Raw genomic sequence first — 14,550 nt, 5'->3', positions numbered from 1 at the left:
CCTGCCAGGTAGGAGGGGCACGGAAGGGTCGTAAACCGGATCCCCTTCAAGGGGGACAGCGATGGGACGCGGCGGGGGAGCGCGCGGTTCCCTGTCCGGGCGCCCCCTGTCACTCAGTCGCCGTAGTCGGACATCGCGTCCAGGAGGCGGGCCGACGCCGGGGGCACCGTCACCCCGTGGATGAGTGACGGGGACACCGGGAGGGCAGTGATCCGGTCGGGGGCCGCCCAGTGCGGCGCCATCCGGGCACAGTCGCCGCGCAGGTCCGCGAGACCGCCTTCCGTGTCGAGCGGGGCGGAGCGGTGGACCTCGCGGTCCTTGAGGTTCGTCATGGCGGAAACCGTATGCACCGTCGGAGTGGAGGAAAAAGACCTACTATCGGGTAGTTTCTCCCGCTTCAGTGCGGGAGGGCAACCCGATAGCGTGAACCGTCAATCCCCTCACGTCGCAGGAGCGTGTCCTAGCCGTGCGTATCGCAGTCACCGGCTCCATCGCCAACGACCACCTCATGACCTTCCCCGGCCGTTTCGCGGACCAGTTCGTCGCGGATCAGCTGCACACGGTCTCCCTCTCCTTCCTGGTCGACAAACTCGACGTCCGCAGGGGAGGAGTCGGCGCGAACATCGCCTTCGGCATGGGGCAGCTGGGCACGAAGCCGATCCTCGTCGGCGCGGCGGGCCAGGACTTCGACGACTACCGGGCATGGCTGGACCGGCACGGCGTCGACACGGCCTCGGTGCGCATCTCCGAGACGCTGCACACGGCCCGCTTCGTATGCACCACGGACGCCGACCACAACCAGATCGGCTCCTTCTACACCGGCGCCATGAGCGAGGCCCGCCTCATCGAGCTGAAGACCGTCGCCGACCGGGTCGGCGGCCTCGACCTCGTCTCCGTCGGCGCGGACGACCCCGAGGCGATGCTGCGCCACACCGAGGAGTGCCGCTCCCGGGGCATCCCCTTCGCCGCGGACTTCTCCCAGCAGATCGCGCGCATGGACGGCGACGAGATCCGCATACTGCTGGACGGCGCGACGTACCTCTTCTCCAACGAGTACGAGAAGGGCCTCATCGAGTCCAAGACGGGCTGGACGGACGCCGAGATCCTCTCCAAGGTCGGCCATCGCGTCACCACCCTCGGCGCGCAGGGCGTGCGCGTCGAGCGGGCCGGTGAGGCGCCGATCGAGGTCGGCTGCCCCGAGGAGGAGCGCAAGGCCGACCCGACGGGTGTCGGCGACGCCTTCCGCGCGGGCTTCCTCTCCGGTCTCGCCTGGGGCGTCTCCCTGGAGCGCGCGGCCCAGGTCGGCTGCATGCTCGCCACGCTCGTCATCGAGACGGTCGGCACCCAGGAGTACCGGCTGCGCCGCGCCCACTTCATGGAGCGCTTCGCCAAGGCGTACGGCGACGAGGCGGCCTCCGACGTGCGGGCGCACCTGAGCTGAGGCGTACCGGCTCCGGCCCGGAGCCGACAGCTACGACAGCTACGACAGCCGGCGGACCACGTAGGCCGAACCCCGCTCCGCCGGCTCCTCACCCACGTACTCCTGCCCCCGCATCTCGCACCACGCCGGAATGTCCAGACGCGCGGCCTCGTCGTCCGACAGGACGCGGACCGTGCCGCCGACCGGGACGTCCCCGATGACCTTGGCCAGCTCGATGACGGGGATCGGGCAGCGCCTGCCGAGCGAGTCCACGACGAGGGCGTCCTCCCGCGCGGTCGCCGCGGGGGCCGTGACCGGGGCGCCCAGCTTCTCGCGGACCGCCGACACCGCACCCGGCAGGACGTCGAGGAACCGTTCGACGTCCTCCTCCGGTGTGCCCGGCGGCAGCGAGACGCGGACGTTGCCCTCGCTCAGCACCCCCATCGCCTTCAGCACATGGCTCGGCGTCAGTGTGCTGCTCGTGCAGGACGAACCGGATGAAACGGAGAAGCCGGCCCGGTCCAGCTCGTGCAGCAATGTCTCCCCGTCGACATAGAGACAGGAGAAGGTGACCACGCCCGGCAGCCGCCGCACCGGATCCCCCACCACCTCCACGTCGGGCACCGACCCCGGCACCCGCGCCCGGATCCGCTCCGTCAACTCCCGCAGCCGCACCGCCTCCTGGGCCGCCTCGGCGTGTACGGCCCGCAGGGAGGCCGCCGCCGCCACGATCGCCGGGATGTTCTCGAACCCGGCCGCCCGCCCCGACTCCCGCTCGTCCACCGGGCCCAGGGGCGCGAACCGCACCCCCTTCCGTACGACGAGCAGCCCGACGCCCGACGGCCCGCCCCATTTGTGGGCACTCGCCGCCAGCAAGGACCAGTCACCCTCCACCGGCCCCCACGGCAACGACTGCGCCGCGTCCACCAGCAACGGCACCCCGGCCCCACGGCACACCGACGCGACCTCGGCCACCGGCTGCTCCGTACCCACCTCGTGGTTGGCCGACTGCAGACAGGCCAGGGCCGTGTCGGGGCGGAGCGCGGCGGTGTACGCGTCGGCGGTGACCGCACCCGCGCGGTCGACACCGACCCGCGTCACCGTGCCGCCCGCCGCCTCATGCGCCTCCGCTGCATGCAACACCGAAGAGTGTTCGACGCTTGACACGACCAGGTGCGTCCCGGCCCGGCGACGCCCCGCCAGGGCCCCCGCGATCCCGGAATGCACCGCCCGCGTACCGGAAGCGGTGAACACCAACTCGTCCGGCCGGCACCCCACGGCCTCGGCCGCCGCCTCCCGCGCCGCGTCGAGCAACAGCCGCGCCCGCCGCCCCTCCCGGTACAGCCGGGCAGGATCGGCCCACCCCTCGTCCAGCGAGGCGGTCAGCGCCTGCCGGGCAACAGGATGAAGAGGAGCAGCGGAAGCAGCGTCGAAGTAGGCCACACAGCAACGCTAAGCGCCCTGGAGGGGTGCGGGGCTGTGACATTTGCGGCTCCGCCGCGTGGGCGCGAGGAACCACGACAAACCCGCACCCGCCATCCAACCCGAACTCCCGAGTTCTCAGGCGCCCACACGACCCGCCACGCGTTGCCCACCCCTCCCGCAAGCCGCCGGACGGCGTCCAGTAGGGTTTGGTCCGCATAAACATCAAACCCCTGCCCGACGCAGGGCGGCGACCGACCAGCGAGAAGGCCGCAGCCAACAGCGCGGGCGAGACTCTCGGGAAGGCGCTACGTGAGTCCCAACGGCTCCGACCGCTCGCCGCGGCGCCCGATGCGGCGGAAGCTGCTGCAGGCACTGACCGCGGGCCTGGTCCTGGCGACCGCCACCGGTTGCACATACAAGGACTTCCCCCGCCTTGGCATGCCCACCCCGACCACGGAAGAGGCTCCCCGGATCCTCTCCCTGTGGCAGGGTTCGTGGGCGGCCGCGCTCGCCGTGGGCGTGCTGGTGTGGGGGCTGATCTGCTGGAGTGCTTTCTTCCACCGGCGCAGCCGCACCAAGGTCGAGGTTCCCCCGCAGACCCGGTACAACATGCCCATCGAGGCGCTGTACACGGTCGTTCCGCTGATCATCGTCTCGGTGTTGTTCTACTTCACCGCCCGCGACGAGACGAAGCTCCTCGACACCTCCAAGAAGCCGGACGTCACGGTCAACGTGGTCGGCTTCCAGTGGAGCTGGTGCTTCAACTACGTCGCGGACGTCAAGGGTTCCACCGGCGACGCGAAGACCGACAAGAACCTGGACGCCGTCCCGGACAAGTGGAAGAAGCAGTTCCCGGCGAACGCGGGCGGCGTCTACACCTGCGGCACCCCCGGTGAGCGGAACCCGCAGACCGGCAACCCCGGCCCGACCCTCTGGCTCCCCGAGGGCAAGACGGTCCGCTTCATCCTCACCTCGCGTGACGTCATCCACTCCTTCTGGGTGGTGCCGTTCCTGATGAAGCAGGACGTCATCCCGGGCCACACCAATGTCTTCCAGGTGACGCCCAACCGTGAGGGCACCTTCCTGGGCAAGTGCGCCGAACTCTGCGGCGTGGACCACTCCCGGATGCTCTTCAACGTGAAGGTCGTATCTCCGGAGCGCTACGAGGAGCACCTCAAGAAGCTCGCTGAGAACGGCCAGACGGGCTACGTTCCGTCCGGTATCGAGCAGACGGGCCCCGAGAAGAACCGGGAGACGACCCAACTGTGAGCATCCTCAATGAACCTCAGGGTGCTGCCACCGCCGAAGGCTCGTACGAGAACGAGCTGCCGGTACGGCGCAGGCAGCCCGGCAACGTCGTGGTGAAGTGGCTGACCACGACGGACCACAAGACGATCGGCACGCTCTACCTGGTGACGTCGTTCGCGTTCTTCTGCATCGGTGGCGTGATGGCGCTCTTCATGCGCGCCGAGCTGGCCCGTCCGGGCACGCAGATCATGTCGAACGAGCAGTTCAACCAGGCGTTCACGATGCACGGCACGATCATGCTGCTGATGTTCGCGACGCCGCTGTTCGCGGGCTTCACGAACTGGATCATGCCGCTGCAGATCGGCGCGCCGGACGTGGCCTTCCCGCGGCTGAACATGTTCGCCTACTGGCTGTACCTGTTCGGCTCGCTCATCGCGGTGGGTGGCTTCCTCACCCCGCAGGGCGCGGCCGACTTCGGCTGGTTCGCCTACTCCCCGCTGTCGGACGCGGTCCGCTCGCCGGGCATCGGCGCCGACATGTGGATCATGGGTCTGGCCCTCTCCGGCTTCGGCACCATCCTCGGCGCGGTCAACTTCATCACCACCATCATCTGCATGCGCGCACCCGGCATGACGATGTTCCGCATGCCGATCTTCACCTGGAACGTGCTGCTGACCGCGGTCCTGGTCCTGCTCGCCTTCCCCGTCCTCGCGGCGGCGCTGTTCGCGCTGGAGGCGGACCGCAAGTTCGGCGCGCACATCTTCGACGCGTCCAACGGCGGAGCCCTGCTGTGGCAACACCTCTTCTGGTTCTTCGGCCACCCAGAGGTGTACATCATCGCGCTGCCGTTCTTCGGCATCATCAGTGAGGTCATCCCGGTCTTCTCCCGCAAGCCGATGTTCGGCTACATGGGCCTGATCGGCGCCACCATCGCCATCGCGGGTCTCTCCGTGACGGTGTGGGCGCACCACATGTACGTCACCGGCGGTGTGCTCCTGCCGTTCTTCTCCTTCATGACGTTCCTCATCGCCGTCCCGACCGGCGTGAAGTTCTTCAACTGGATCGGCACCATGTGGAAGGGCTCACTGTCCTTCGAGACACCGATGCTCTGGGCGACCGGCTTCCTGATCACCTTCACCTTCGGTGGTCTGACCGGTGTCATCCTGGCCTCGCCCCCGATGGACTTCCACGTGTCCGACTCGTACTTCGTCGTGGCGCACTTCCACTACGTGGTGTTCGGCACCGTCGTCTTCGCGATGTTCTCCGGCTTCCACTTCTGGTGGCCCAAGTGGACGGGCAAGATGCTCGACGAGCGCCTGGGCAAGATCACGTTCTGGACGCTGTTCGTCGGATTCCACGGCACGTTCCTCGTCCAGCACTGGCTGGGTGCCGAGGGCATGCCGCGCCGTTACGCCGACTACCTGGCGGCCGACGGCTTCACCGCGCTGAACACGATCTCGACGATCAGCTCCTTCGTGCTGGGCCTGTCGATCCTGCCGTTCTTCTACAACGTCTGGAAGACCGCCAAGTACGGCAAGAAGGTCGAGGTCGACGACCCGTGGGGTTACGGCCGTTCGCTGGAGTGGGCGACCTCCTGCCCGCCGCCGCGGCACAACTTCCTCACCCTGCCGCGGATCCGCAGCGAATCCCCGGCGTTCGACCTGCACCACCCCGAGATCGCCGCGCTGGAGCAGCTCGGCCACGGCGGCCCGGCTGCCGGTGAGCTCGCGGGCAGCGGCAAGGAGGCCGGCAAGTGAAGATCCAGGGCAAGATGTTCATCTGGCTGAGCGTCTTCGTCCTCGCCATGGCGATCGTCTATGGCGTGTGGTCGAAGGAGCCGGCCGGCACCACGGCGCTCTTCCTCGCCTTCGGCCTGTGCATCATGGTCGGCTACTACCTGGCCTTCACGGCCCGGCGGGTCGACGTCGGCGCGCAGGACAACAAGGAGGCCGACGTCGCGGACGACGCGGGCGAGATGGGCTTCTTCAGCCCGCACAGCTGGCAGCCGCTCGCGCTCGGCGTCGGTGGCGCGCTCGCCTTCATGGGCGTCGTCTTCGGCTGGTGGCTGCTGTACTTCTCGGCCCCGATCATCCTGATCGGCCTGTGGGGCTGGGTCTTCGAGTACTACCGCGGTGAGAACCAGAACCAGTAACACGCGCTGAGCGCCGAGGGAGCCCGGACACTCCGCCAGGAGGGTCCGGGCTCCCTCGTTCGCCCCACCGGATTCCCCCGTTCGGCCCACTCACCGTGCCGCTCCCGGGGGTCGTTCCTAGCGTGAGGGCATGAGCCACTCTCCGCGAACCCGCACGGTCGCCGGCCGCATAGTGCCGGCACTCACCCTCGGCATAGCCATGGCCGCCTGCACCTCAGGCGGCCACCCGCTCTCCGCCGATCCGTACGACGCGGCGGACCAGATCTCGTTCAACACCCCCACCGGCGACGACAAGAAGGCCGACCCCGACAAGCCCCTGGAGATCAAAGCCGACGACGGCGGGCGGATCACCGACGTCACGGCCGTGGACGCCGCGGGACGCTATGTCGCGGGCGAACTCGCCGCCGACGGCCGACGCTGGCACAGCACCTCCCCGCTCGCCGCCAACGCCCACTACACGGTCCGCGTGAGCACCGAGGACGGCGACGGCGCCGTCGGCCGCAAGGTCCTCGACCTCAACACCGGCAAGCCCACCACCACGAAGCGGCTGAACGTCACCTTCGGCCCCAATGCGGGCACCTACGGCGTCGGCCAGCCCGTCACCGCCGAACTCAGCGAACCCGTCAAGGACAGCGCCTCACGGGCCGTCGTGGAACGCGCCCTGAAGGTCCAGTCGACGCCCGCCGTCGAGGGCGCCTGGTACTGGGTGGACGACAAGAAGCTCCACTTCCGCCCCAAGGAGTACTGGCCCACCAACGCCACGATCCAGGTGCACAGCAACCTGGACGGCATCAAGGTCGGAGACCGCCTCTGGGGCGGCACGGCCAAGCCTCTGAAGCTCACCACGGGCGACCGCCTCGTCGCCGTCACGGACTCCGCGACGCACCGGATGACCGTCTACAGGAACGGCGAGGTCATCAGGGAGATCCCGGTGACCACGGGCAAGCCCGGCTGGGACACCCGCAACGGCGTCAAGGTCATCCTGGCCAAGGAAGGCACCGTGCGCATGACCAGCGCCGGCATCGGTGCCTCGGACTTCTTCGACCTGCTCGTCCACAATTCCGTCAGGGTCACCAAGAGCGGCGAGTACGTCCACGCGGCCCCCTGGTCCACCGGCTCACAGGGCTACGCCAACGTCAGCCACGGCTGCACGGGCATGAGCAGCGCGAACGCCCAGTGGTTCTACGACACCGTACGTGAGGGCGACATCGTCCAGGTCGTCAACTCGAACGGCGAGATGATGGCCCCCTTCGGCAACGGCTTCGGCGACTGGAACCTGCCGTGGGACAAGTGGCGCGAGGGCAGCGCGCTGGTGTCCGGACCGTCGGCCCACCGTGACCAGGCTCTCCGCCTGACCCCCGAACCGGTCTGACCGAGCCCCCCGGATCCGCCCCGAGCCCCCCGGATCCGCCCCGAGTCCCCGCGCCCCTCTCACAGGGGGCGCGGGGACTCGGGTCTGACCGTCTCAGGCGCTCAGCGCATGCCGCCGCAGCAGCGAAGCCAGCGCGTCCGCGAACTCCACAGGCTCGACCGGCAGGGTCACCGCCGCGTCGGCCCGGCTCCACGTGGCCAGCCACGCGTCCTGGGGCCGCCCGATCAGCAGAAGCACCGGAGGGCAGTCGAAGATCTCGTCCTTGATCTGCCGGCACACGCCCATGCCCCCCATGGGCACGGCCTCCCCGTCCAGGACGCAGACGTCGATCCCGCCCTTGTCCAGTTCCCTGATCACAGCACCCGGAGTGGCACACTCCACGAACTCGACCAAGGGAACGTCCGCCGCAGGCCGGCGGCCGGCGGCCAACCGCACTTGTTCGCGGGTGTTGGAGTCGTCGCTGTAGACCAGCACCGTGGCGGTCGGCTGCATTCTTCCTCCGAGACGTCAGCGTCGTACGGACAAGCACCGTTGCGCGGATGCTACTCCCTTGAACACCACGTCAACAGCGGTCCGCACACCCCGGACACTCCGAACGGCACCCCCGGGAGTGAGGGCGGGATAAGCGACCGACATAATGTCGGGCGTGGCGACAGCAACGACAGTAGATACCGGGCACGCGCACCCGTCGGTCAACCGGCCGAACCTCACCAGCGTCGGAACCATCATCTGGTTGAGCTCCGAGCTGATGTTCTTCGCGGCCCTCTTCGCGATGTACTTCACCCTGCGTTCGGTGACGGGGGCCGATTTCTGGTCCGGGAAGGCCGACGCCCTGAACGTCCCGTTCTCGGCGGCGAACACCACGATCCTGGTGCTCTCCTCGCTCACCTGTCAGCTCGGCGTGTTCGCCGCCGAGCGCGGGGACGTGAAGAAGCTCCGGATGTGGTTCGTCGTGACCTTCATCATGGGTGCGATCTTCATCGGCGGTCAGGTCTTCGAGTACACCGAGCTGGTCAAGGTGGAGGGCATCTCGCTCTCGTCCGACCCGTGGGGCTCGGCGTTCTACCTGACCACCGGCTTCCACGGCCTGCACGTGACGGGCGGTCTCATCGCCTTCCTGCTGGTCCTCGGCCGTACCTACGCGGCCCGGAGGTTCACCCACGAGCAGGCGACCGCCGCCATCGTCGTGTCCTACTACTGGCACTTCGTCGATGTCGTCTGGATCGGCCTCTTCGCCACGATCTACTTGATCAAGTAATCGGGCTGCCGTCCGCGGCGGACCCGTCGGCCGCGGCCAACCGATCACAGCCAGAAGCATCGACGCAGAAGATCCTGACACCGGGGTAATCCGTGAAAAAGCTCTCCGCACGACGACGCCATCCGCTGGCGGCGGTCGTCGTCCTATTCATCGCGCTGGCGGCCTGCGCGGGGCTGTACACCGCCTTCGCGCCCGCGGACAAGGCGCAGGCCGATGAGACCGCGCAGTCCCTCGCCATCGAAGAGGGCAAGAAGCTCTACGCCGTGGGCTGCGCCAGCTGCCACGGCACCGGCGGTCAGGGCACCTCCGACGGGCCGAGCCTGGTGGGCGTGGGTGCCGCGGCCGTCGACTTCCAGGTCGGCACCGGCCGTATGCCGGCCCAGCAGCCGGGCGCACAGGTCCCGCGGAAGAAGGTCATCTACTCCCAGGCGGAGATCGACCAGCTCGCGGCCTACATCGCGTCGCTCGGCGCCGGTCCCTCCATCCCGACCAAGGAGGAGTACAGCCCCGAGGGCGCGGACGCCGCCAAGGGCGGCGAACTCTTCCGCACCAACTGCGCGCAGTGCCACAACTTCACCGGTAAGGGCGGTGCGCTGTCCAAGGGCAAGTACGCGCCGACTCTTGAGGGTGTCGACCCGAAGCACATCTACGAGGCCATGCAGACCGGCCCGCAGAACATGCCGTCCTTCCCCGACACCACGCTGACGGAGAAGAACAAGCAGGACATCATCGCGTACCTCGACGCGGTCAACAGCGACAAGACCGTGGAGCCCGGTGGCCTCAGCCTCGGCGGTCTCGGTCCGGTCAGCGAGGGCCTGTTCGCCTGGGTCTTCGGACTCGGCGGGCTGATCGCCGTCGCCGTGTGGGTCGCCGCTCGGACCGCAAAGGCCAAGAAGTCATGAGTAGCCAAGACAATTCCGAAGAGAACCTGCCCGCAGAGCGGGAGCACGCGCCCAACGCGGTGAGCGTCGCGGACGAGAAGCACCCGTTCGCCGACCCGGGCCTGCCGCCCCACGAGCACCGCGTCCAGGACATCGACGAGCGGGCCGCCAAGCGCTCCGAGCGTACGGTCGCCCTGCTGTTCACGGTGTCCATGCTCGCCACCGTCGGGTTCATCGCCTCGTACGTCACGATCGGCGTCGACACGTCGGTCTACGTCTGGCCGATCGGGCACACCAGCGCGCTGAACCTCGCGCTGGGCTCCTGCCTGGGCATCGCCCTGTTCTGCATCGGCGCCGGCGCGGTCCACTGGGCCCGCACACTGATGTCGGACGTGGAGATCGCCGACGAGCGCCACCCGATCGAGGCCACGCCCGAGGTCAAGGCCAAGGTCATGGCCGACTTCAGGGAGGGCGCCAAGGAATCCGCGCTCGGCCGCCGCAAGCTCATCCGCAACACGATGTTCGGCGCGCTGGCCCTGTTCCCGCTCTCCGGCGTCGTCCTCCTGCGCGACCTCGGCCCGCTGCCCGGCACCAAGCTGCGCCACACGATCTGGTCCAAGGGCAAGCTGCTCGTCAACATGAACACGAACGAGCCGCTGCGTCCCTCCGACATCGCGGTCGGCTCGCTGACCTTCGTCAAGCCCGAGGGACTGGAGGAGCACGACCACGACTTCCAGACCGAGATCGCCAAGGCCGCGACGATGATCGTCCGCATCCAGCCGGACAACATCAAGGACAAGCGCGAGCTTGAGTGGTCCTACCAGGGCATCGTGGCGTACTCGAAGATCTGCACCCACGTCGGTTGCCCGATCTCCCTGTACGAGCAGCAGACGCACCACGTGCTCTGCCCCTGCCACCAGTCCACCTTCGACCTGTCCGACGGCGGCCGGGTGATCTTCGGCCCGGCCGGCCACGCCCTGCCGCAGCTGCGCATCGGCGTGAACGACGAGGGTTACCTTGAGGCGCTCGGCGACTTCGAGGAGCCCGTCGGGCCTGCCTTCTGGGAGCGCGGATGAGCACTACGACAACCCCCGAGTCCCGCTCTCGCGGGAAGGCACCCGCCGGAGAGCGGGTCGCCGACTGGGCCGACGGCCGCCTGGGAATCTACTCCCTGGCCAAGGCCAACATGCGCAAGATCTTCCCCGACCACTGGTCGTTCATGCTGGGCGAGGTCTGCCTCTACACCTTCATCATCATCATCATCACGGGTGTCTACCTGACGCTGTTCTTCCACCCGTCGATGAACGAGGTCACGTACCACGGCTCGTACGTCCCGCTGCAGGGGCAGCTGATGTCCGAGGCGTTCAACTCGACGATGCACATCTCGTTCGACGTGCGCGGCGGTCTGCTGATCCGGCAGATCCACCACTGGGCGGCGCTGATCTTCCTCGCCGGCATGTTCGTGCACATGATGCGCGTGTTCTTCACCGGCGCGTTCCGCAAGCCGCGTGAGGTCAACTGGCTGTTCGGCTTCCTGCTGTTCGTCCTCGGCATGTTCACCGGCTTCACCGGTTACTCGCTCCCGGACGACCTGCTCTCCGGCACCGGTGTCCGCTTCATGCAGGGTGCGGTCCTGTCCGTGCCGGTCGTCGGCACGTACCTCTCCTTCTTCCTGTTCGGCGGAGAGTTCCCCGGCGGCGACTTCGTGGCCCGGTTCTACTCGGTCCACATCCTGCTGCTGCCGGGCATCATGCTCGGCCTCGTGGTGGCGCACCTGATCCTGGTCTTCTACCACAAGCACACGCAGTTCGCGGGACCCGGAAAGACGAACAACAACGTCGTCGGCATGCCGCTGCTGCCGGTCTACATGGCCAAGGCCGGAGGCTTCTTCTTCCTGGTCTTCGGCGTGATCGCGGTCATCTCCGCGATCGCCACGATCAACCCGATCTGGAGCCTGGGCCCGTACCGTCCGGACCAGGTGTCCACCGGTGCCCAGCCCGACTGGTACATGGGCTTCTCCGAGGGCCTGATCCGTGTCATGCCCGGCTGGGAGATCAACTTCGCGGGTCACACGCTCGTCCTGGGTGTGTTCATCCCGCTGGTGATCTTCCCGCTGGTGCTGGTCGCGATCGCGGTCTACCCCTTCATCGAAGCCTGGGTCACCGGCGACAAGCGTGAGCACCACATCCTGGACCGCCCGCGCAACGCGCCGACCCGTACCGCCTTCGGTGTCGCGTGGATCACCTGGTACATGGTGCTGCTGATCGGTGGTGGAAACGACCTCTGGGCCACCCACTTCCACCTGTCGATCAACGCCATCACCTGGTTCGTGCGGATCGCGTTCTTCGTGGGCCCGGTCATCGCGTTCGTCATCACCAAGCGCATCTGCCTCGGCCTCCAGCGCCGGGACCGCGACAAGGTGCTGCACGGCCGTGAGACGGGCATCATCAAGCGCCTGCCGCACGGTGAGTTCATCGAGGTCCACGAGCCGCTCAGCCAGGAGCAGCTGCACACGCTCACCGCGCACGAGCAGTACATTCCGGCCCAGGTCGGCCCGGCCGTCGACGAGAACGGCGTCAAGCGCAAGATCAAGGCTTCCGAGAAGCTGCGCGCCAAGCTCAGCAAGGCGTACTACAGCGAGGACAGCCAGATCCCGAAGCCGACCGTCGAGGAGTACAAGGAGATCACGAGCGGCCACGGCCACCACTGATCGCTGCGCCCGCCACGCGCAAGGCGAAGGGCCCCGTCCGTTGTACGGACGGGGCCCTTCGCCATGCCGCGGGGCTGGATAGGGTGGACCCGTTGAGACTCGTGATCTGTTGATCCATGACCCAGGAGCGGTTTATGAGCGCTGTGACCCCCGCTGGAGGCGACACCGCGGCGGGCCGCTCATGGCCCGCGTTGCTGAACGGACTGCTGGACGGGCGTGACCTCACGGCGGACGACACCGCCTGGGCGATGGATCTGATCATGCGCGGCGAGGCGACGGACGCGCAGATCGCCGGGTTCGTGGTGGCGCTCCGGGCCAAGGGCGAGACCGTCGAGGAGATCGGCGGGCTGGTACGCACGATGTACGAGCATGCGAACGTGATCGAGGTGCCCGGCGAGACCGTCGACATCGTCGGTACGGGCGGTGACGGCGCGAAGACGGTGAACATCTCCACGATGTCTTCGATCGTCATCGCGGGGACAGGTGCGAAGGTCGTCAAGCACGGCAACCGTGCCGCCTCCTCCGCATCCGGCGCCTCGGACGTCCTGGAGAAGCTCGGCGTCAATCTCGAACTGACCCCGCAGCGGGTGGCCGAGGTGGCGGAAGAGGCCGGGATCACCTTCTGCTTCGCGATCAAGTTCCATCCGGCGCTGCGCCATGTGGGCGCCGCGCGGGGGCAGTTGGGTATCCGTACGGTGTTCAACGTCCTCGGGCCGCTGACCAACCCCGCGAAGGTGCGGGCGCAGGCGGTCGGGGTCGCCGATCCGCGCATGGCGCCCATCGTCGCCGGTGTCTTCGCCGAGCGCGGCAACTCCTCGCTGGTGTTCCGTGGTGACGACGGGCTGGACGAGCTGACGACGACGTCGACGTCCCGGGTGTGGGTGGTCCGGGACGGCAAGGTGACGGAGGAGACCTTCGATCCGCGGGACGTCGGCATCGAACTGGTCCCCGTGGAGGCACTGCGGGGCGGCGACGCGTCGTACAACGCGGATGTGGCGCGGCGGCTGCTGAACGGTGAGACCGGGCCGGTACGGGACGCTGTGCTGCTGAACTCGGCTGCGGCGCTGGTGGCGTTGAAGCCGGGGGATGGTCCACTCGCGCTCCAGATCCGCGCGGCCATGGAGAAGGCCGCGGAGGCGATCGACTCGGGGGCGGCCAGGCGGGTGCTGGAGCGGTGGGTCTCGACGAGTAACGCGTAGCGGACCAGGGTTTTCCTCGCCCCCGCCGCCCCTACCCGTCCCATCCCCCAGGGGCTCCGCCCCTTCGACCCCGCCCGAGGGGGCTGTGCCCCTTCAGCCCGGCTGAGGGGGCTGAGTTCCGTCAGCCCGGCTGAGGGGTTGCGTCTCTTGGCCCCGGCTGAGGGGGTTGCGTTTCTTGGCCCCCGGCTGAGGGGGCTGCTGCGCCCCTTCAACCGGGCTGAGGGGGGTGCGTCTCTTGGCTCCGGCTGAGGGGGTTGCGTTTCTTGGCCCCCGGCTGAGGGGGCTGCTGCGCCCCTTCAACCGGGCTGAGGGGGGTGCGTCCCTTGGCCCCGGCTGAGGGGGTTGCCTCCCTTCAGCCCGGGCAAGGGGGCTGTGCCCCTTGGCCCCCGGGCCCTCGGGTTTCGGGGCTGCGCCCCCGCACCCTCTTCGGGGCTCCGCCCCGGCCCCCGGGCCCCGTTTCGGGGGCCGGCCCCCGGGCCCCTGCTCCTCAAACGCCGGAGGGGCTGAAAGATCCAGCCCGTCCGGCGTTTGAGGACGAGGCCGTCAGGCCGACGAGCCACCCACTCACCCGTACACGAACCCGCCCACCCCATCCGCCAACGGGGGTCTGGGGGCGGCAGCCCCCAGGGACGGGACGGGCAGGGGCGGCGGGGGCGGAAGAACCCTGCGGTACCGGCCGTGCCGTCCCGCCATCCGGACACCCCCCTTGCGCCCGAATGACCGTGTGGCAGGATGCTGGGCAGGTCATGAGCGACAGTCACAAGGCCCCGGCCGGCTGTCCGGCAACCCTCCGTCCGTGGCGGGGTGCCCCGGGTGAAGACCAGGCCGTAGGCAGCGAGGTCTGCGGCAAGCGCGGACCAGGGAGCCTTCCGTGAGCAAGCGAAT

13 protein-coding genes and 1 riboswitch are annotated in these 14,550 nt (G+C 68.5%); of the genes, 10 read left to right on the top strand and 3 right to left on the bottom strand.

From position 1 onward, the window contains the following. Positions 1-113 precede the first annotated feature (113 nt). Positions 114-332 (bottom strand): hypothetical protein, encoded by a 219-nt coding sequence (locus IE262_RS06905; protein ID WP_189872055.1) that lies wholly within the window; start codon positions 330-332, stop codon positions 114-116. Positions 333-466: 134 nt separating this feature from the next. On the opposite strand from IE262_RS06905, the gene IE262_RS06900 reads away from it, so the two are divergent. Next, on the top strand, positions 467-1,441 hold the full coding sequence (locus IE262_RS06900) for a carbohydrate kinase family protein (RefSeq protein ID WP_189872053.1): 975 nt from the start codon (positions 467-469) through the stop codon (positions 1,439-1,441). Positions 1,442-1,480: 39 nt separating this feature from the next. On the opposite strand, the gene IE262_RS06895 is transcribed toward IE262_RS06900, so the two are convergent. After that, positions 1,481-2,863, bottom strand: coding sequence for a cysteine desulfurase/sulfurtransferase TusA family protein (locus IE262_RS06895; RefSeq protein WP_189872051.1), 1,383 nt, complete (start codon positions 2,861-2,863; stop codon positions 1,481-1,483). Positions 2,864-3,154: 291 nt separating this feature from the next. On the opposite strand from IE262_RS06895, the gene ctaC reads away from it, so the two are divergent. From ctaC to IE262_RS06875, 4 genes are all read left to right on the top strand, one after another. Further along, positions 3,155-4,114: an aa3-type cytochrome oxidase subunit II gene (gene ctaC / locus IE262_RS06890; protein ID WP_134032381.1), complete on the top strand. Its 960-nt coding sequence runs from the start codon at positions 3,155-3,157 to the stop codon at positions 4,112-4,114. Continuing rightward, entirely contained in the window at positions 4,111-5,850 is a 1,740-nt protein-coding gene (gene ctaD, locus IE262_RS06885; RefSeq protein ID WP_189872049.1) for an aa3-type cytochrome oxidase subunit I, read from the top strand. Before ctaC ends, ctaD begins: the two co-directional genes overlap by 4 nt. After that, complete coding sequence (locus IE262_RS06880; protein ID WP_134032387.1) at positions 5,847-6,245, top strand: cytochrome c oxidase subunit 4; 399 nt, start codon at positions 5,847-5,849, stop codon at positions 6,243-6,245. Before ctaD ends, IE262_RS06880 begins: the two co-directional genes overlap by 4 nt. 130 nt (positions 6,246-6,375) lie before the next feature. Next, on the top strand, positions 6,376-7,617 hold the full coding sequence (locus IE262_RS06875; RefSeq protein WP_189872047.1) for a L,D-transpeptidase: 1,242 nt from the start codon (positions 6,376-6,378) through the stop codon (positions 7,615-7,617). Positions 7,618-7,710: 93 nt separating this feature from the next. Here IE262_RS06875 and IE262_RS06870 read toward each other — a convergent pair whose 3' ends face one another. After that, positions 7,711-8,109: a response regulator gene (locus IE262_RS06870; RefSeq protein WP_134032392.1), complete on the bottom strand. Its 399-nt coding sequence runs from the start codon at positions 8,107-8,109 to the stop codon at positions 7,711-7,713. Positions 8,110-8,254: 145 nt separating this feature from the next. Between IE262_RS06870 and ctaE the strand changes: the two genes are divergently transcribed. The 5 genes from ctaE (at position 8,255) to trpD (ending at position 13,665) form a co-directional block, all read left to right on the top strand. Then, complete coding sequence (ctaE, locus tag IE262_RS06865) at positions 8,255-8,875, top strand: aa3-type cytochrome oxidase subunit III (protein WP_134032395.1); 621 nt, start codon at positions 8,255-8,257, stop codon at positions 8,873-8,875. Positions 8,876-8,967: 92 nt separating this feature from the next. Next, on the top strand, positions 8,968-9,777 hold the full coding sequence (qcrC, locus tag IE262_RS06860; RefSeq protein ID WP_134032398.1) for a cytochrome bc1 complex diheme cytochrome c subunit: 810 nt from the start codon (positions 8,968-8,970) through the stop codon (positions 9,775-9,777). Beyond that, the gene (qcrA, locus tag IE262_RS06855) at positions 9,774-10,832 is read left to right on the top strand and encodes a cytochrome bc1 complex Rieske iron-sulfur subunit (protein ID WP_134032401.1); all 1,059 of its coding nucleotides are present in this window, start codon (positions 9,774-9,776) and stop codon (positions 10,830-10,832) included. Before qcrC ends, qcrA begins: the two co-directional genes overlap by 4 nt. Then, positions 10,829-12,466, top strand: a complete 1,638-nt coding sequence (qcrB, locus tag IE262_RS06850; protein ID WP_134032404.1) for a cytochrome bc1 complex cytochrome b subunit — start codon at positions 10,829-10,831, stop codon at positions 12,464-12,466. Before qcrA ends, qcrB begins: the two co-directional genes overlap by 4 nt. A gap of 134 nt (positions 12,467-12,600) precedes the next feature. Then, on the top strand, positions 12,601-13,665 hold the full coding sequence (trpD, locus tag IE262_RS06845) for an anthranilate phosphoribosyltransferase (RefSeq protein ID WP_189872045.1): 1,065 nt from the start codon (positions 12,601-12,603) through the stop codon (positions 13,663-13,665). A 742-nt stretch (positions 13,666-14,407) separates the two neighbouring features. Further along, positions 14,408-14,524: riboswitch (SAM riboswitch) on the top strand. Positions 14,525-14,550: the final 26 nt, after the last annotated feature.

This window comes from Streptomyces bluensis, assembly GCF_014650715.1.
Lineage (GTDB): Bacteria > Actinomycetota > Actinomycetes > Streptomycetales > Streptomycetaceae > Streptomyces > Streptomyces bluensis.
This window is presented reverse-complemented; position numbering and strand designations above follow the sequence as displayed.

What these genes read in the sequence shown, in the direction of transcription:
- IE262_RS06870 (WP_134032392.1), bottom strand. Translation starts at nt 8,109, where the DNA reads ATGCAGCCGACCGCCACGGTGCTGGTCTACAGCGACGACTCCAACACC.
- qcrB (WP_134032404.1), top strand. Translation starts at nt 10,829, where the DNA reads ATGAGCACTACGACAACCCCCGAGTCCCGCTCTCGCGGGAAGGCACCC.
- IE262_RS06905 (WP_189872055.1), bottom strand. Translation starts at nt 332, where the DNA reads ATGACGAACCTCAAGGACCGCGAGGTCCACCGCTCCGCCCCGCTCGAC.
- ctaE (WP_134032395.1), top strand. Translation starts at nt 8,255, where the DNA reads ATGTCGGGCGTGGCGACAGCAACGACAGTAGATACCGGGCACGCGCAC.
- qcrA (WP_134032401.1), top strand. Translation starts at nt 9,774, where the DNA reads ATGAGTAGCCAAGACAATTCCGAAGAGAACCTGCCCGCAGAGCGGGAG.
- IE262_RS06875 (WP_189872047.1), top strand. Translation starts at nt 6,376, where the DNA reads ATGAGCCACTCTCCGCGAACCCGCACGGTCGCCGGCCGCATAGTGCCG.
- trpD (WP_189872045.1), top strand. Translation starts at nt 12,601, where the DNA reads ATGAGCGCTGTGACCCCCGCTGGAGGCGACACCGCGGCGGGCCGCTCA.